Annotated in this window: 21 protein-coding genes; 12 read left to right on the top strand and 9 right to left on the bottom strand. The window is 67.3% G+C overall.

What is annotated here, in order from left to right; all coding sequences use genetic code 11:
• Positions 1-26 precede the first annotated feature (26 nt).
• Positions 27-2,036, top strand: coding sequence for an aldo/keto reductase (locus QO015_RS04765; RefSeq protein WP_266281124.1), 2,010 nt, complete (start codon positions 27-29; stop codon positions 2,034-2,036).
• A 295-nt stretch (positions 2,037-2,331) separates the two neighbouring features.
• Here the strand turns inward: QO015_RS04765 and QO015_RS04760 are convergent, their stop codons facing one another.
• A complete protein-coding gene (locus QO015_RS04760; protein WP_266281125.1) occupies positions 2,332-2,505 on the bottom strand; it encodes a hypothetical protein in 174 nt (57 codons plus the stop codon).
• A 29-nt stretch (positions 2,506-2,534) separates the two neighbouring features.
• Entirely contained in the window at positions 2,535-2,717 is a 183-nt protein-coding gene (locus tag QO015_RS04755; RefSeq protein WP_266281126.1) for a hypothetical protein, read from the bottom strand.
• 93 nt (positions 2,718-2,810) lie between these two features.
• Between QO015_RS04755 and QO015_RS04750 the strand changes: the two genes are divergently transcribed.
• On the top strand, positions 2,811-3,704 hold the full coding sequence (locus tag QO015_RS04750) for a LysR substrate-binding domain-containing protein (RefSeq protein ID WP_266281127.1): 894 nt from the start codon (positions 2,811-2,813) through the stop codon (positions 3,702-3,704).
• A 4-nt stretch (positions 3,705-3,708) separates the two neighbouring features.
• Here the strand turns inward: QO015_RS04750 and QO015_RS04745 are convergent, their stop codons facing one another.
• Positions 3,709-4,128: a YciI family protein gene (locus tag QO015_RS04745; RefSeq protein WP_266281128.1), complete on the bottom strand. Its 420-nt coding sequence runs from the start codon at positions 4,126-4,128 to the stop codon at positions 3,709-3,711.
• A gap of 191 nt (positions 4,129-4,319) precedes the next feature.
• On the opposite strand from QO015_RS04745, the gene QO015_RS04740 reads away from it, so the two are divergent.
• Together QO015_RS04740 and QO015_RS04735 are read left to right on the top strand one after the other, a co-directional pair.
• Entirely contained in the window at positions 4,320-4,910 is a 591-nt protein-coding gene (locus tag QO015_RS04740; RefSeq protein ID WP_266281129.1) for an NUDIX domain-containing protein, read from the top strand.
• Between the two features lie 96 nt (positions 4,911-5,006).
• The gene (locus tag QO015_RS04735; RefSeq protein ID WP_266281130.1) at positions 5,007-5,402 is read left to right on the top strand and encodes a hypothetical protein; all 396 of its coding nucleotides are present in this window, start codon (positions 5,007-5,009) and stop codon (positions 5,400-5,402) included.
• A 16-nt stretch (positions 5,403-5,418) separates the two neighbouring features.
• On the opposite strand, the gene QO015_RS04730 is transcribed toward QO015_RS04735, so the two are convergent.
• Complete coding sequence (locus QO015_RS04730) at positions 5,419-5,865, bottom strand: winged helix-turn-helix transcriptional regulator (RefSeq protein ID WP_266281131.1); 447 nt, start codon at positions 5,863-5,865, stop codon at positions 5,419-5,421.
• 210 nt (positions 5,866-6,075) lie between these two features.
• On the opposite strand from QO015_RS04730, the gene QO015_RS04725 reads away from it, so the two are divergent.
• Positions 6,076-6,960, top strand: coding sequence for an NAD(P)H-binding protein (locus QO015_RS04725; RefSeq protein WP_266281132.1), 885 nt, complete (start codon positions 6,076-6,078; stop codon positions 6,958-6,960).
• Between the two features lies 1 nt (position 6,961).
• On the opposite strand, the gene apbC is transcribed toward QO015_RS04725, so the two are convergent.
• Positions 6,962-8,089 (bottom strand): iron-sulfur cluster carrier protein ApbC, encoded by a 1,128-nt coding sequence (gene apbC, locus QO015_RS04720; RefSeq protein ID WP_266281134.1) that lies wholly within the window; start codon positions 8,087-8,089, stop codon positions 6,962-6,964.
• A gap of 402 nt (positions 8,090-8,491) precedes the next feature.
• Between apbC and QO015_RS04715 the strand changes: the two genes are divergently transcribed.
• Both QO015_RS04715 and recO read left to right on the top strand, forming a co-directional pair.
• Positions 8,492-9,802 carry a porin gene (locus QO015_RS04715; protein ID WP_266281136.1) on the top strand — a complete coding sequence of 437 codons (1,311 nt, stop codon included), beginning with the start codon at positions 8,492-8,494 and terminating at the stop codon, positions 9,800-9,802.
• Positions 9,803-9,963: 161 nt separating this feature from the next.
• Positions 9,964-10,731, top strand: a complete 768-nt coding sequence (recO, locus tag QO015_RS04710; RefSeq protein ID WP_266281138.1) for a DNA repair protein RecO — start codon at positions 9,964-9,966, stop codon at positions 10,729-10,731.
• Here recO and QO015_RS04705 read toward each other — a convergent pair.
• Together QO015_RS04705 and QO015_RS04700 are read right to left on the bottom strand one after the other, a co-directional pair.
• Positions 10,719-11,105 (bottom strand): hypothetical protein, encoded by a 387-nt coding sequence (locus tag QO015_RS04705; RefSeq protein WP_266281140.1) that lies wholly within the window; start codon positions 11,103-11,105, stop codon positions 10,719-10,721. The two genes, recO and QO015_RS04705, sit on opposite strands and share 13 nt — an antisense overlap.
• 320 nt (positions 11,106-11,425) lie before the next feature.
• Complete coding sequence (locus tag QO015_RS04700; RefSeq protein WP_266281142.1) at positions 11,426-11,716, bottom strand: hypothetical protein; 291 nt, start codon at positions 11,714-11,716, stop codon at positions 11,426-11,428.
• A 171-nt stretch (positions 11,717-11,887) separates the two neighbouring features.
• Here QO015_RS04700 and QO015_RS04695 point away from each other — a divergent pair, with 171 nt between their 5' ends.
• Both QO015_RS04695 and QO015_RS04690 read left to right on the top strand, forming a co-directional pair.
• Positions 11,888-12,586 carry a DUF1045 domain-containing protein gene (locus QO015_RS04695; protein WP_266281143.1) on the top strand — a complete coding sequence of 233 codons (699 nt, stop codon included), beginning with the start codon at positions 11,888-11,890 and terminating at the stop codon, positions 12,584-12,586.
• A gap of 90 nt (positions 12,587-12,676) precedes the next feature.
• Positions 12,677-13,318 (top strand): hypothetical protein, encoded by a 642-nt coding sequence (locus QO015_RS04690; RefSeq protein ID WP_266281145.1) that lies wholly within the window; start codon positions 12,677-12,679, stop codon positions 13,316-13,318.
• Positions 13,319-13,322: 4 nt separating this feature from the next.
• On the opposite strand, the gene QO015_RS04685 is transcribed toward QO015_RS04690, so the two are convergent.
• Entirely contained in the window at positions 13,323-13,676 is a 354-nt protein-coding gene (locus tag QO015_RS04685) for an acyl-CoA thioesterase (protein ID WP_266282459.1), read from the bottom strand.
• A 269-nt stretch (positions 13,677-13,945) separates the two neighbouring features.
• Here QO015_RS04685 and QO015_RS04680 point away from each other — a divergent pair, with 269 nt between their 5' ends.
• Positions 13,946-14,383, top strand: a complete 438-nt coding sequence (locus QO015_RS04680; protein WP_266281147.1) for a hypothetical protein — start codon at positions 13,946-13,948, stop codon at positions 14,381-14,383.
• A gap of 59 nt (positions 14,384-14,442) precedes the next feature.
• Here QO015_RS04680 and QO015_RS04675 read toward each other — a convergent pair whose 3' ends face one another.
• Positions 14,443-14,961 (bottom strand): SRPBCC family protein, encoded by a 519-nt coding sequence (locus QO015_RS04675; RefSeq protein ID WP_266281149.1) that lies wholly within the window; start codon positions 14,959-14,961, stop codon positions 14,443-14,445.
• A 159-nt stretch (positions 14,962-15,120) separates the two neighbouring features.
• On the opposite strand from QO015_RS04675, the gene QO015_RS04670 reads away from it, so the two are divergent.
• Complete coding sequence (locus QO015_RS04670) at positions 15,121-15,492, top strand: YciI family protein (RefSeq protein ID WP_266281151.1); 372 nt, start codon at positions 15,121-15,123, stop codon at positions 15,490-15,492.
• A complete protein-coding gene (locus tag QO015_RS04665) occupies positions 15,489-16,760 on the top strand; it encodes an RNA polymerase sigma factor (protein WP_266281153.1) in 1,272 nt (423 codons plus the stop codon). The genes QO015_RS04670 and QO015_RS04665 overlap by 4 nt, the downstream gene beginning before the upstream one ends.
• Positions 16,761-16,789: the final 29 nt, after the last annotated feature.

The following is a 16,789-nucleotide window of genomic DNA, read 5'->3' as shown; positions in this document are numbered from 1 at the left end:
ATCGATCGACTGAGGAGACCCCCCAAATGACTTCGCAACCCCTGCGCTGGGGCATAATCGGCCCCGGCGGCATCGCCCGCGCCTTTGCCGACGGCGTCGCACATTCCCGTACCGGCAAGCTGGTTGCCATCGCGACCCGCGATCCGCAGAAGCCCGGCCTCGCCGACGCATTCCCGGGCGCGCGCATCATTGAGGGTTATGATGCGATGCTCGCCGATCCGGAGGTGGAGGCGATCTACATCGCCACGCCGCATCCGAGCCACGCCGAATGGGCGATCAAGGCGGCCGAGGCCGGCAAGCATGTGCTGGTCGAGAAGCCGCTGGCGCTGACCGCTTTCGAGGCCGACGCGGTGTTCCACGCCGCGCGCAAGGCCGGCACCTTTGCCGGCGAGGCCTTCATGTATCGCCTGCACCCGCAGACGGCGAAGCTGGTCGAACTCGTCAAGGCCGGCACGATTGGCGAAGTGCGCGCGATCAAGTCGAGCTTCGGCTTCGCCATGCCGCGCTTCGACGCGTCGCACCGCCTCTATGCCAACGAACTGGCCGGCGGCGGCATCCTCGATGTCGGCTGCTATCCGGTCTCCATGTCGCGCCTCATCGCCGGCGCGGCGTCTGGCAAGCCTTTCGCCGAGCCGGAGCAGGTCTTCGGCATCGGCCATCTCGGCAAGTCGGGCGTCGACGAGTGGGCCTCGGCGCTGCTGAAGTTCCCCGGCGACATCCTTGCGGAGGTCTCCTGCTCCGTCTCCTTGGCGCAGGACAATGTGCTGCGCATTCTCGGCACGACGGGCCGCATCGAGGTCAAGGATTTCTGGTTTGCCGGCGGCCGTGAGGGCGGCACCGGCGTGATCTCGATCCATCGTCCGGACGGTTCGGTCGAGACGGTCGAGGTCGCCGAACCCGGCTGGCTGTACTCGTTTGAGGCCGATGCGGCCGGCGAGGCGATCCGCGCCGGCAAGACCGAGTTCGCGACGCCCGGCATGAGCTGGGCCGACACGCTCGGCAATCTCGCGGTGCTCGACAAGTGGCGCGCGGCGATCGGCCTCGAATACGATATCGAGAAGGCCGCCAACCGTCCGCGCACGGTCGCGGGCCGCGTCATCGCAAAGCGCCCGGCCGGCATTCCGAAGCGCGCGCTGCCCGGCGTCGCCCGTGACACGTCGCTGGTCGCGCTCGGCTTCGAGTTCTTCCCGAACTTCTCCGGCGCCTCGATCCTGCTCGACGCCTTCTTCGAGGCGGGCGGCAACCTGTTCGACACCGCCTTCATCTATGGCGGCGGCAAGACGGAAGCTCTGTTCGGCGAGTGGCAGACCTCGCGCGGCATCGCCCGCGACGATTTCGTCGTCATCGGCAAGGGCGCGCATTCCCCGCTCGTCTATCCGGACATCATCGCCAAGCAGCTGACGCAGACGCTCGACCGGCTGAAGACCGACTATGTCGACGTCTATTTCATGCATCGCGACAATCCGGAGATCCCGGTCGGCGAATTCGTCGATGCCATGGATGCCGAGGTGAAGGCCGGCCGCATCCGCGGTCCCTATGGCGGCTCCAACTGGACGCGCGAGCGTCTCGACGCGGCGATCGCCTATGCCGACAAGACCGGCAAGACGCGGCCGGGTGCGCTCTCGAACAACTTCTCGCTCGCCGAGATGGTCGACCCGATCTGGGCCGGCTGCGTCCATGCCTCGGACGATGAATGGAAGAGCTGGCTCAAGGAGCGGCAGATTCCGAACTTCGCCTGGTCGAGCCAGGGCCGCGGGTTCTTCACCGACCGCGCTGGCCGGGGCAAGATGGACGATGCGGAGATCGTGCGCTGCTGGTATTCGGAGAAGAACTTCGACCGCCGCGACCGCGCGATCGAACTGGCCGGCAAGCTCGGCCGCAGCCCGATCCATGTCGCGCTTGCCTATGTGCTGGCCCAGCCCTTCCCGGTGGTGCCGCTCATCGGGCCGCGCACGCTGGCCGAACTCGAGGACAGCCTCTCGGCCCTCGACATTCGCCTGACGCCCGACCAGATCGCCTGGCTCGACAACGGTTGAGGCGGGTACTCCCTCTCCCGCGAAGCGGGGGAGGGTTCAGGGGCCTCGCAGTCGCGTTAACCGGCTGGACGAAACCTGTCCCAGCCGTCCGCCGCCCTCTCAATCTCTCCCCCACGAGGGGAGAGGGCCGGGGTGAGCGCGGCATCGAGGGCGGGTCATCTCGAGGTTCGCCATCCTCTCCCAGACACAGGCGATTCACTCTCCCGCGAAGCGCGGGGAGGGTGAGGGAGGGGGAGCGCCGCAAGCGACTGCGGCATCCTCCCGTCGCGCGGATCGTTCCGCGCGACGATTTCTTTCAGTCCATGTCGGAATCGCCGCCGCAGGGCTCCGGCCGCTCGCGGCGCTCGGCCACGCGCGCATGGATGAGGGCGGCTCGCAGATGCGGATTCAGCGTCTTGTAGTGGTCCTGAAGGCGCTCGCGGCCCTCGATGTCCTCACGGCGCAGAAGCGTGGCCTCACGCAACGACATGGCTCTCTCCTCGGGGATTTCCGGACCGCCTAGGCGCAGCGGTCGCGGCGGGCCGCCTCGAAGGCGGCCCCTTCATTGTCAGGTTCGGGGCCGATCGGCAGATCGGCCAAGTCGTGGGCGCTCATGCGCCACAGCGCATTCTCGTTGTCATGGGCGAGCGCGGGGCGCGCCGCCCACTGGATGATGGCGCGATAGAGGCTGGTGATGATCATGGTCGTTCTCCCAGGCTGCGACGCCACCGAATATGGAGATAGACCGGACCGCTCCCTATCGACATGATCTCGGTCACACTATAGATTTTCTCTATGGCTAATCCCTTCAAGGTGCCGCTCAACGCTATTCGTGCGATAGAAATTGTCGGTCGCGACGGCACTCTGTCTTTGGCGGCCGCCGAGCTCGGGGTGACGCCGGGAGCCGTAAGTCAACATATCCGTCGGGCCGAAGAGCGGCTGGGCTATGTCCTTTTCGAGAGGACCCGCGAGGGAATGCGGCCGACCGCGGCCCTGGAGGCGGCGCTGCCGCATTTCCGTCAGGGTTTTCGGGCTCTGGCGGACGGAATCGCCGCGATCGAGCAGAGCCATAGCGGCACGCTCACATTGACCGCCGCGCCGGCCTTCGCCGCGCGCTGGCTCGTCCCGCGACTCGGCCGCTTCACGCGCGAGCATCCGGAGATCGAGATCCGCTTCGCCGCTTCGGTCACGCTGGTCGACCTCAACCACAGCGACATCGACTGCGCGATTCGCCTCGGCAAGGGCGACTGGCCGGATGTCGAGGCCGAGAAACTGCTGGCGCAACCGTTCTTTCCGGTCGCCACGCCGGAATGGGCGGAGCGGCTGAAGGCGCCAGCCGATCTCGCGAACGTGCCGATCATCCATGACGAGGGCACGATGGTCGCCTGGCGCGACTGGTTCGAGGCGGCCGGCCTCGAGATGCGGGAATTGGCCGGTCCGCGCTTTTCCGATCCGATCCTCGCGCTCGAGGCGGTGATGGCGGGGCAGGGGGTGATGCTCGCCTGGGACATGGTGGTGGCCGACGCGCTGGCGCTCGGCCGCCTGGTCCGCCCATTCGACATCGCCGTCGAGAGTTGCCTCGCCTACTGGTTCGTGACGACCGCCGCCTCGGCGCGCAGCCGCAAGGTTCGCCTCTTCCGCGACTGGCTGAAGCGCGAGATCGCGGCGACGGGCGGGCGCGCCGCCTGACCGGTCAGCCCTCGAGGCGGATGCGGTTGCCTTCGTGGATGGCGGCGCCTTCCTCCGTCATGACTTCCGCGAAATCTTCCATCGAGATCAGCGGGCGAATCTCGATCTCGCTCGGTCCCGGCATCGGATTGGGGCAGCGCTTCACCCAAGCCACCGCCTCGTCCATGTCGGCCACTTCCCAGAGCCAATAGCCCGCGATGAGCTCCTTGGTCTCGGCGAAGGGGCCATCAATGACCAGGCGGCTGGCGCCGTCGAAGGCGACGCGCTTGCCGAAGGAGGACGGCTTCAGCCCGTCGCCGGCCTTCATGATCCCGGCCGTGATCAGCTCCGTGTTGAAGCGACCCATCGCCTCGATCAGTTCAGGCGACGGCATGGCGCCGGCCTCGCTGTCCTTCGTCGCCTTGACGATCACCATCACGCGCATTGCTTGTCTCCCATGGATTTTCGGCGGCCGGTGGTGGCCGGCTCTTCGAAATGACGAATGGGCGCGTCGCGATCCGACATTCTTCGTACTCCGTTCGCCGCGCCCCGCACGGACGTGATTTGTTCGTGCGATGCGGTATCAATGCACACGACAAGACGGCCTTCGGGCGCCTCCGCATCATGGGATCTGGAATGACCGATTGGAACGACCGCGTGCGCATCGTCGAGACGACGCCCCTCTCGCGCAACTGGGGCAAGCTCGATCGCAATGTCTTCGACTACCAGCGCTCTGACGGGATCTGGCAGCGCCAGACCCGCGAGACCTATGACCGCGGCGACGGCGCCGCCGTGCTCGCGTATGACCCCGATCGCAGCACGGTCCTGCTCATCCGCCAGTTCCGCTTTCCGGCCTACAAGCGGGGCCATGGCGAGCCGCTGATCGAGGCTTGCGCCGGCCTGCTCGACGCCGACGACCCGGTCACCTGCATCCGCAAGGAAGCCGAGGAGGAGATGGGCGTCACCATCGATACACCCGAGGAAGTCCTCGTCAGCTTCATGTCTCCGGGCAGCGTGGTCGAGAAACTTCACCTCTTCGTTGCACGCTACCGGCCCGGCGATCGCCACGGCACGGGCGGCGGCCACGAAGCGGAGGGCGAGGATATCGAGGTGCTGGAGCTTCCCTTCGCGGAGGCGCTCGCCATGAGCTTCGATGGCCGCATCTGCGACGCGAAGACGATCATGCTTCTCCACTATGTCGCGCTGAAAGGGCTGATGCGGCGCTAATCGGCGTTTGGCGGCGGCCGTCATTGCTGTATCTCTGATGGCCATCCCTCCAGCCACCGCCGGGCCCGGCCCGCGCGCCACGGACGAGCGACCATCATGACCACGACGACCCGACGTTTCACCCGCCTCGCCGCCGCTGCCATCGCCGCCGCGGCGGTCTTCGGCCCGGCCGCGGCCTTCGCCGCCAAGGATCCGGCCTGCAAGCAGACGCGCTGGTCGCTGCAGGTTCCTCAGGGCATGAGCGAGGGCGAGGCCGTGATCATCCAGTCGCCGGAGAATCACGTCTGGCGCGTCGGGGTCGGCGGCGTTCCGGCCGATGCCATGCTCATCATCGAATACAGGAGCACGGTCGGCAGCAAGGGTGAGGTGGTGCTGAATTCCGGCGCCGCCGAGCTGGTCGAGGGTGCGACCGTCACCATGCGGCTGAAGCGCGACACCTCGACCAAGGGCGTCGCGGTTGCCGGCACCTGGAACATGAAGTGCGGCAAGTGATTGCGCGGCGGCCGGCTCAGGCCGCCGACGAATCGTAGCGCGATCGCGCCGCGCGGACACTGTCATGGTGGCGCGCGGCCCATCGCGTCAGCGCCGCCATCGGCTCGACGAGCGACTCGCCGAGCGGCGTCAGGCGGTATTCCACCATCGGCGGTGTCGTCGGATAGACCGTGCGGGACACGAGCCCGTCGCGCTCGAGGCTGCGCAGCGTTACGGTCAACATCCGCTGCGACACACCGCCGACCCGGCGCTTCAGTGCGTTGAAACGCTGCGGCCCGTCCGCCAGCCGCAACACGACGAGAAAGCTCCAGGCATCGCCGAGCCGGTCGAGCACGTCGCGCACCGGACAATCCTCGGCCGAGAGGGCGGCCGCGCCGAAACCCGACTCGAGCGTCGCGATCTCGGGCGCGCAGGCCGCAAACGACGATCCGGACGTTTCGAAGCCCTGCGTCTCCGCCGCCATGGCAACGGCGCCGTCGTCCAGCCGATCCATCATCGCATCTCCGTTCGCCGTCCTGCACTGGCCATACGCCCGGCGGTTCCGACCATGTGCCTTGGTGCCGGCAAGATGCGTTCTTCACGGCGGCAGTTCAAGCGCCTAGTTACGATGTGTAACCGGGCGGTGCCGTCAAGGCCGCCGTGACCCGGCCCAGGACACCAGGAAAAGCGACCCATGAGCCAACCCACACTCCTCGTCACCGGCGCCGGTGGCCATCTCGGCCGCATCGTCGTCGAGACGCTGCTCGAATCGGGCGCCGGCAAGGTGATCGGCACCACCCGCGATCCCTCGAAGCTCGCCGACCTCGCCGCGAAGGGCGCCGAAATCCGCGCCGCCGACTTCGACCGTCCCGAAACGCTCGCCGCCGCCTTCAAGGGCGCCGACCGGATGCTGCTGGTCTCGACCGATGCGCTCGACGTTCCCGGTCGCCGTCTCGCGCAGCATCGCGCGGCCGTCGCCGCCGCGGTTGCGGCCGGCGTCGGCCATATCGCCTATCTCTCGGCCCCCGCGCCCTATCCGACGGCCGAGCCGAGCCTCATCGGCGATCATTTCTGGACCGAACAGGCGGTGGTCGCGTCCGGCGCGGACTTCACGCTGCTGCGCGACCATATCTATACGGACTATCTGCTGTTCGGCCTGCCGCACGCGATCGCGACCGGAACGCTCTACACCGCGACCGGAACGGGCGGCCGCAACTATGTGCTGCGCGCCGATTGCGCCCGGACCGCCGCTGCCGTTCTGGCGCGTGCGACCGGTCAGTCGGTCCTCGACGTGACGGGGCCTGCGCCGGTGACGCAGAACGAACTCGCCGCGCTCGCTTCGGAGATCTCCGGCCGGCCGGTCGCGCATGTGGCGCTGCCGGCCGAGGCGATGAAGCAGGGCCTCGCCGCGGCCGGCCTGCCGCCCGGCATGGTCGAAGGTCTCGTCGCCTTCGACGTCGCGGCCGCCGAAGGCTTCCACGCGATCACGACATCGGTGGTCAAGGACTGGACGGGCCGCGAGCCTGGCTCGGTGCAGGACTTCCTCACCGCTAACGCGGCGGCGCTCAAGGCGGCCTGACCTATTCGATAACGATGCGCGGCGCCGGCTTCGCCCCGGCGCCGCCGGCGACTGCCGCCGCGATTCGTCCGGCGATCGTCCGGTAGACGGCGGCATGGGCGCTCTCGGGGGCGGTCGCCACAATCGGCGTGCCGGCATCCGAGGTCTCGCGGATCGCGAGTTCGAGCGGGATCTCGCCGAGGAAGGGAATGTCGAGCTTCTCCGCCTCGTGGCGGGCGCCGCCATGGCCGAAGATGTCCGACCGTCCGCCGCAATGCGGGCAGAGGAAGTAGCTCATGTTCTCGACGATCCCGAGCACAGGCACATTGACCTTGCGGAACATGCCGAGGCCCTTTCGGGCGTCGATGAGCGCGAGATCCTGCGGCGTCGAGACGATCACCGCGCCGGCGAGGGGCACCTGCTGCGCCATGGTGAGCTGAGCGTCGCCGGTTCCGGGCGGCATGTCGACGACGAGGATGTCGAGCGGCGCCCAGGCCACCTCGCGCAGCATCTGCGTCAGCGCCGACATGACCATCGGGCCGCGCCAGATCATCGGCGTGTCTTCCTCGACAAGAAAGCCCATCGACATCGCCTTGATGCCGAAGGCCTGCATCGGGACGAGCGTGCGCCCGTCCTGAGTCTGCGGCCGGCCGGAGAGACCCAGCAGGCGCGGCACCGACGGACCATAGATATCGGCGTCGAGCAGGCCGACCTTGAGCCCGTTGGCGGCGAGCCCGAGCGCGAGGTTGACAGCCGTGGTCGATTTGCCGACGCCGCCCTTCCCCGATGCGACGGCGACAATGGCCCCAACGCCGGGAATGCCCGGCTTGCCGCTCGCCGAGGCCGCGGGCTGAGCGGGGGCGCGCGGCGGAGCAGGAGCCGTCTGACCCGCGCCGCCCTTCCGCTCCGCCGTCAGGATCACGAGCGTGCTCTCGACGCCGGGCAGCGTCTTGACCGCTTCGGCCGCGCGGGCGCGCAGCGGCTCCATCGCCGCGGCGCGGGCCGCATCGACGGTGATCGAGAACATGACCTTGCCGGCATTGACGACGATGTCCGAGACGAGGCCGAGCGAGACGATGTCGCCTGAGCCGTCCGGTCCGGGGATGGTGGCGAGTCGCGCCAGAATCGCGTCGCGTTCGATGGGGGCCATGAAATCCGATCCTTGCAGGGCTGGAACAGGGGCGGCACCATGCTCCGGTGCCGCCGAAGGTACAAGCGCGGGCGCCGCCTGTCGGGAAAAGTCGATGCGGGCCAGCGCGTTAACACTTCTTTCGAAGACCTTAATCGCGAAGTCGTGACGACGGTCGGTAGTGTTGCAATTCCGTCATAGCGGCATCGGCGGCTTTCGGTATGATCACTTTCACGGAATCGCAAAACGGTTCCCGCTGTTGCGCCTGTCACCCAGGGGTGGGGGACAATCAAAAGGCAGATGCAGCCGAACGGGGATTTGACGGACTTCGAGCGAGCCGACTGACGGAAAGATCGAAAGATCGATCCGGTGGCGACGAGAAGAAAGAAATATCTCCTGGTTTAACCTTTTGGAGGTCAGGATATGAACTTCAAGACCCTTCTCCTCGGCTCTGCCGCTGCGATGATCGTGGCCGGTGGCGCTCAGGCGGCGGATCTCACGGTCGCCGAGCCGGTTGACTACGTGAAGGTCTGCGACGCGTTTGGTTCGGGCTTCTTCTACTCGCCCGGCACCGACACCTGCATCAAGGTCGGTGGCTACGTGAAGTTCGGCACCGCTTTCGGTGACACCGACTTCGGCGTCTACAACGGCTACTACCCGACCTCGAACTGGTCGAACTTCTACACGGAAGCTTCGATCCAGCTGACCGCTTCGTCGGTCACCGAGTTCGGCAACCTCACCGGTTTCCTGGACTTCCGCGCCCAGACCGGCAACGCCGGCAACTTCTCGCAGTCGGCTGCGCAGATCGTCAACTCGGCCACCAATTCGGCCTATGTTGACAGCGCCTGGCTGTCGATCGGGCCGATCAAGGCTGGTCGCTTCACTTCGCTGTTCGACTTCGGCCGTGGCTACACCGACACCGGCGTGTTCGGTTCGGACACCTCGACCGATCACATCCAGGCGACCTATGCCATCAACGGCTTCGGTCTCGCCCTGTCGATCGAAGACCAGCGTGACCGTGGCGCCGCCCCGGGCCTCGACGGCCTTCAGGTCACCAATTCTGGCGACCCGCTGAATCCGGCCGACGACATCTACTACTACGGTGGCCAGAACAACATTCCGGACGTCGTCGGTGCGATCACCTACGCCTCGGGCATCTTCTCGACGAAGCTGGCCGCTGCCTACGTGAACAACGCTGTCGACCGTTCGGGCTCGGGCACGCTGCTCGACCCGTATGACTTCAGCGCGCAGACTGGCTGGGCCATCGGCGGTAGCGTCGAGTTCGCTCTCGACAGCTTCTCGGCCGGCGACAAGTTCTTCGTCACGGCTTCGTATGGCGACAACGCCAACTCGTACACCGGCATCGCCGGCGGTACGTCGGTTGCGGGTCTCGTCGGCAACGGCATCGTCGCGGCTGACAACACGCTCAACTTCGCCGTCGCTCCGGGCTCCAGCTGGTCGGCCCTCGCTTCGTACAAGCATGTCTGGACCCCCTCGGTCTGGTCGGCTGTGTCGGGCGGCTACGCTGCCTATGACGGCAATGGCTACTACGACAACCTGACGATCGATGCCTACCGCCTCGTCGCTTCGACGGGCTGGACGCCGGTTGCCGGTCTCGACCTGATGCTCGACGGTCAGTATTCGCATGCGAATGTCGACCGCGACCTCCTCGACGGTGGCGATCTGGACGGCGACGTCTGGGCTGTCAACCTCTGGATGAAGCGCTCCTGGTAATCATTCCCTCACGGGAATGGGAAAGGCCCGGCGGAAACGCCGGGCCTTTTGCTTTTTGAACCGTGTTGTCGCCGAAGGCTGGCGTCGATCGGCTTGCATGACCAGATTGGCAATAGCTACGCGGGGCAACCGGGTACGAGGGCAACGGGACGGACGCGGCGATGCAGTGGAGCGATGAGGGCATCGTGCTCGGTGTCCGCCGCCTCGGCGAGGCCAGTGTCATCCTCGAGCTGATGACCGCCGAGCGTGGCCGGCAGCTCGGGGTCGTCCGGGGCGGTCGCTCGAAGCGACTGGCGCCGGTGCTGCAGCCCGGTAATCGCGTGGTGGCAACCTGGCGGGCCCGGCTGGACGACCAGCTCGGCGTGTTCACCGTCGAGCCGACATCGCTTCGCGCGGGTGCGATCATGGACCGACCGCTCGCGCTTTTCGCGCTTCAGGTTCTGGTGGGGCATTTGCGGCTGCTGGCCGAGCGGGAAAGCCACCAGGGCCTCCACGACGCCGCGGAGGCCGCGATGGCCGGGTTCGCGGCAGTCATCGGTCCCGACCCTGTCGACATTGGAACATTCATGGCGCGCTTCGAGCTCGCTTTCCTGGAGGAAAGCGGCTTCGGGCTCGATCTTTCTCGCTGCGCTGTGACCGGGATGACGGAAGGGCTGGTTTTCGTTTCGCCACGCAGCGGCCGCGCGGTTAGCGCCGAAGGCGCGCGGGGATACGAGGAGCGACTCCTGGCGTTGCCGGGCTTGCTGATCGGCGGCCGTGGCGCCAACGATGCTGCGGCAGCGCTCGACGATGCCTTCCGGCTCACCGGTCACTTCCTCGATCGCGACGTCTACGCGCCGCGCGGTCTGGAGGAGCCTGCCGCGCGGCGCGAATTCGTTTCAAGGCTGAGGCGCGCGCTCGTGGACGCGCCGGGCGATCACTTGAGCTGATCGCAGAAGGAGCGGACCGTCGAGGAATAGCGAGTCGGGTCGATCGTGACCTGATCGCGGCAGGTGTTCTTGGCCGCCATCATCTGCTCCGCCGTCAGCTTGGCGGTGCCCATCGAGATGTCGAAGCCGAACACGTCCTGATCGGCAATCGCACCACCCGGCTTGTCGGCTTCGCTCGACGATTCCGGCGAGACGCCATTCGACGGATTGGCGGTGTCGGGCGTGCCCGGAGTCGTCGGCGTCGTCGTGGCGCCGGTGTTCGGCTGGACGGACGGCGTATCGGACTGAGCATCCTGCGCCAACGCAGGAGAGAATGCCAGCGCGGAAAGAACAAGGCCACCGGCCACAAGCTTGCCGAAAGAGTAAAACGCCATCTTGAGCTCCCTGAATGCGACGAGAAGCGTCCGGAGACCTTCTCTGATGAGTTCTGTTCCTATCCGGCGCTGCCGATGTTCTTGTCTGTCGAGACCATCAGCAGCTTCCGGGAGGCAAACGGCGGGAGCGGATTTTCGTTCCAAGGGCAGGATCGGACGCAGCGCTCGACGGCCAGCCGCATGGAGCGCCGTTGAGTAACTCACGAAGAGGAACGGCAGAACGTCGTCGCAGCCGAATGCCAGACGACCCTCGCTGCGATGTCAGGCTTCGATTTGTAGCGAGCCGCGGAAGGCGAATCGTTCGCGGAGCCGGTCCCGCCCTAGTGGCCCCAGCAGAACATCCGCACCTTGGACGAATAACGCCAGGGCATCGAGACGATGTCCTGCTTGCAGCGGTTGTTGACGGCAAGTTGCAGGCGCGGGTCCAGCGAGGCTTTGAACGCCATCAGCGAGGCGACGTCGCCGGGGACTGTCGTCAGGTCAAAGCCGAACACCTGCCAGTCCGGGACGGGCGCGGTGTGGCCATCGTAATAGCTGAACGCGCCGGCCTCCACGGCCACCGACACAGAGGCCAGAGCGGCAAAGACTGCCAAGCGCAGCATCCTGATCATGATGGTCTCTCCTTCGTCGAGCGCCCGGCGACCGCGCCATGATGCCCGATCGGGGCCGGCATTTCCACTGCCTGCGCCGCAACGCCGCCCATCACCAATCGCCGTCGTCACCGGCGGCGCGACGGGGTAATGATGAGACGCCGCCCGCTTCGACTAAGGCCGAGGACTGTCTTGCGCTACGCCATCTATGCAACGCCCGCTCCCGATCATCCGCTGACCCGCGCGGCCGTTGCCTGGCTCGGCCGCGACGCCTTCGGGGCCACAGACCTGCCGCTCCCCACCGTCGAGGGGCTGGCGCCCGAAACGGTCGAGGCCTATCTCGCCGACCCCGCCCGATACGGCTTCCACGGCACGCTGAAGGCACCGTTCGGGCTTGCTGATGGTCGCAGCGAGGACGAGTTGCTGGCCGCCTTCGACGCCTTCGCGGCGGCGTCGCGCCCGATTGCCATTCCGGAACTGGTCCTGCGGCGGCTCGGCCGGTTCTTCGCGCTGGTCCCCAACGAGCCGGTCGATGAACTGGACGAATGGGCCGGACGGATCGTCGCCGATTTCGATTCGTTTCGCGCGCCGATATCGGAGGCCGACATGGCCCGCCGCCGTGCCGCCGGTCTCACGCTCGAGGAGGAAAACAACCTCGTGCGCTGGGGCTATCCCTATGTCTTCGGTGCCTTCCGCTTCCACCTGTCGTTGACGGGGCGCGTCCCGCGCGAGGATGCAGAAGCGGTCGACACGGCCCTTCGCCGCCATTTCGCGGCGTTCGACGGCAAGCCTCTCGTCATTGATCGTCTCGCGCTCTTCGTCGAGCCGCAGCGCGGGGCACCGTTCTCGGTGCGGCATGTCGCGTCTCTCGACGGCGCGAACGCTGCTTGATCGCCGTCATTGTGGACCGCGCCTGGCGGTTCCAATAGTCTTCGATGGCTGCCCGGAACTCGCCGGAGCCGCCAATCCGGGACGCCCGCCATGAGACTGTTCGCCGCCGCATCGCTGATCGTTCTGATGACCGCCGGGCCGGCGCTCGCCGACGACGGCGCGAGGTTGACCGGCGTTCCGGCGGCGTTGCTCTCGGGCGCGGCCGCCGAGGGAACGCAGCACGAGATCCCCAATCCGCCTGCGCCGACCATCGCCGCCGGCCCGGCGACGATCATTCTCGGCCAGACGCCACTCGCAGACCTGCATGAGGCCTTCGGCGGAACGCTTCATCATGCCTCGGACGGCGTCGCATCGGCGGATTGGCTCTGTTACCAGCTCGACGCGGACGGCCGGGCGGAACTGGTCTGGTTCGTTTCCGATGGCGAGTCGGGCGGCGATTCGAAACTGGTGACGCTCGTCGCCGCGGCCTATGCGCAGCCGAATCCGGTCTGCGATGCGCCTTCGAACGGCCTCGCGAGCCCCCAGCCGGCGGCGCCGATGCCGGGGCTCGGCGGAAGCCTCGCCGATCTCGAAAAGGCCTATGGGCCGGTAAGCCCGCGCGACGGCATGGTCGCCTATATCAACCAGGGCGCGGCCATGAAGGGCGGCTTCACGGCCTTCCAGAGCATCAACTATCTGCTGAGCGGCGATAGCATCGTCGCCTTCGGAGCCAGCCAGATCTCCGTTCGCTGACGCCTCAGCCGTCCACACCCGCCTCGAGCGCCGGAAGAAGCCGCGGCTTACGCTCGGCATCGATGGCGACGAAGGTGAAAGTCGCATGCGTAACCTGCGCGACGTCGTCGCTTTCCCGGCTGCGGCGCCAGGCCTCGACGAAGACGCGGATCGAGGTACGGCCGGTCGAGACGATGCGGCCATAGATGGTGACCTCATCGCCGACCTTGACGGGGGAGATGAACGACATCGCCTCGACGGCCGCGGTCACGGTGCGTCCGCGCGCGCGCCGTGTCGCGATCGTGCTCGCGCCGAGATCCATCTGCGACATGAGCCAGCCACCGAAGATGTCGCCGGCGGGATTCGTGTCGGCCGGCATCGCGATGGTGCGGATGACGGGGATCGCAGACCGGTCGGGCGTCGGCTGGACTGCGCGCCCCAGCTTGGCGGGCAGGGAAGGGGATTCTGTTTCAGTCTCGCTCACGCATCGGGCTCCGTCGGAAGAGGCGCCACAATTCTAGAGGCATTTTATCCGCTGGCGAGTCTCAGCCTCCATTCCGCCCTTGCCTGGGGTCGGTTGACGACGACGCTGCGGCGGACGGCGTGGTGGTGATAAGCTTCGATTAGCCAACGGGGGAAGGCAGAGACATGAAACACTTCCTGAAGACACTGGTTCTCGTGGCCGGTACGGCCGCGACAGTCATCGCGCCGTTTGCGCAGGTGACGCCTGCCGAGGCACGGCGCGCGGCCGGGGCCTGTGGCCCGCGCGGCTGCGCGGCGGCGGGTTGCGGCCCGCGCGGATGCGCCGCTGGCGCCACCACGCGCCCGGCCTATCGTCCGGCCGCGCCAGTCTATCGCGCGGCGCCGGTCTACCGACATCCGGTCTATCGTCCGCCTGGTGTCGTGGTGGTCAATCCGGGCCGCTACTACTGGCCGCCTGGCGGCGCGGTGGCGGCCGGCGTGGCGATCGGCTTCATCGCCGGTGCGGCCGCGGTCTCGGTCGCCGGCCAGCCGCCCAAGGCGGGCTATTGCTGGTATTACACGACCCCGGCCAAGACGAGCGGCTTCTGGGACGTCTGCCCCTAAGGGTTTTCGAGGACAAGGCGCCACCGGTCGGGCGGCGCCTTGTCCTCGCCGTTGGGTGGTCAGAGGGTGGCGGCAAGCGCCGCCAACTGGTCTGCGCAGCGTCCCCAGCCTTCGTGGAAGCCCATGCTCTCATGGGCCGCGCGGTCTTCCGCCGACCAGTGCTGCACGCGGGCCGTGTAGCGGGTCTTGCCGTCTTCGTCGGCGAAGGTGACGGTGGCGACCATGAAGGCCTTGGTCGAGGGCTCCCAGGCTTCGGCGAAAGCGTCGGTCAAGACGAGCTTTTCGTTCGGCACCACATCGAGATAGACACCCGGATTGGGAAAGTCCTCGCCTTCAGGGCTGCGCATCACGACGCGGCACGAACCGCCGGGCCTGACATCGAGTTCGGCGACGGGTGTCGTCCAGGGCTGCGGCGCGAACCATTTCCTCAAAAGCTCGGCCTCGGTCCAGCAGCGATAGAGCGCTGTGCGCGGAGCATCGATCAGCCGCGTGATGACGAGTTCGCGCTCGGCGATGGGGCTCCCCTCGGCCGCGCTGTCGGTGGTCTGGCTCTCGGCGATCGAAGTGTCGGCGGTCATGGCGGTCTCCCTGTTGCGTGAACCGGCCTGAGGACGTTTGCTCGGTCCCTTGTCCGACATGCTTGCACGAAAATCGAAACCGGGTTGGCATGGTCCGGAGCGCAGTCCGTGTCGGAACCGGGCGCCGCCGCTCGTCTTCAAGGCACCAGGGAGAAAGCCATGCTCTACGCCATCCTTTGCTACCACTCGGAAGACGTCGTCGGCTCCTGGACCAAGGAGGAAGACGACGCGGTGATGGCGCGCCTCGCCGTGGTCCACGAAAAGCTGGCGCGGGACGGACGGCTCGGTCCGGTGGCTCGCCTGCTGCCGACGACGGCCGCCACGACGCTGCGCAAGGATCAGGACCCGCCGCTTGTGCTCGATGGGCCTTTTGCCGAAACGAAGGAGCAGCTTCTCGGCTTCTATCTCGTCGAGGGCGGCTCACTGGAAGAAATTCTCGACGTCACGCGCGATCTCGCGGCGGCCAATCCCGGCGGCGCCTATGAAGTCCGACCGGTCGGCGTCTATCATCCGGGCGGGGGCAAGCCATGACCGACATCGCCTGGATCGAGGCGGCCGTCGCCGGGGCGCGGCCGAAGGCGATCAGCGCGCTGCTGCGCTATTTCCGCGATCTCGACATCGCCGAGGAGGCGTTTCAGGAAGCCTGCCTCAAGGCGCTGGCGCTCTGGCCGCAGAAGGGGCCGCCGCGGGACCCCACCGCCTGGCTGATTTTCGTCGGGCGCAACGCGGCGATCGATGTGGTGCGCCGGCGCAGCCGCGAGGCCGAACTTCCCGACGAGGCGGCGCTGTCGGATCTCGGCGATGCCGAGGCCAGCCTTGCCGACCGCCTCGACGATGCCCATTACCGCGACGACATCCTGCGCCTCCTGTTCATCTGCTGCCATCCCGACCTCTCGGCGACGCAGCAGATCGCCCTTGCGCTCCGGATCGTATCCGGCCTCACGGTGCCGCAGATCGCCCGAGCCTTCCTCGTCAGCGAGGCGGCGATGGAGCAGCGCATCACGCGCGCCAAGAGCCGGATCGCCAAGGCGGGCGTGCCGTTCGAGACGCCGGGTCCCGTCGAGCGGGCAGAGCGCCTCGCCGCCGTGGCGACGATGATCTATCTCGTCTTCAACGAGGGCTATTCGGCACCGTCAGTGGATGGCGCGCGGACGCGGCTCTGCGATGAGGCGATCCGCCTCGCCCGGCTGCTGCTGCGGCTCTTCCCGGCCGAGCCGGAGATCATGGGCCTCGCCGCGCTGATGCTGCTTCAGCACTCGCGGCTTGAGGCTCGCTTCGACGCCGACGGCGCGCTGATCCTGCTCGACGACCAGGACCGCTCGCTCTGGAACGGCGCCATGATCGCCGAGGGCCTCGCGCTCATCGACAAGGCGATGCGCCACCGCCGCCCCGGTCCCTATCTGATCCAGGCGGCAATCGCGGCTCTGCATGCGCGAGCCGCCCGGCCGGAGGAGACGGACTGGCAGCAGATCGATCTTCTCTATGCGACGCTCGAGCACCTCCAGCCTTCGCCGGTCGTGACGCTGAACCGGGCCGTGGCGGTTTCGAAGGTCGCGGGACCGGCCGCGGCACTCGCCATGATCGAGCCGCTCGCCGGACCGCTCGGGAGCTATTTCCACTATTTCGGGCTGGTGGGTCACCTGCTGCTGCAACTTGGCCGACCCGCGGAAGCGCGCCAGGCCTTCGATCGCGCGATCGCGCTGGCGCGAACGCCTGCCGAGGCGGCCCATATCCGCTCCCATCTCGATCGTCTCGCCGCCGAAGCGGCGCCGAGAGCCATCGCCGCTTCGGCGATTTGAGCGGTCTGTCGGAACGTCGGGCGCCCGAA

The sequence above is a fragment of the Kaistia geumhonensis genome (assembly GCF_030815145.1).
Classification (GTDB): Bacteria; Pseudomonadota; Alphaproteobacteria; order Rhizobiales; family Kaistiaceae; genus Kaistia; species Kaistia geumhonensis.
Note: the sequence above shows the minus strand (reverse complement) of the source record. Positions and strands in the feature narration are given on the sequence as shown.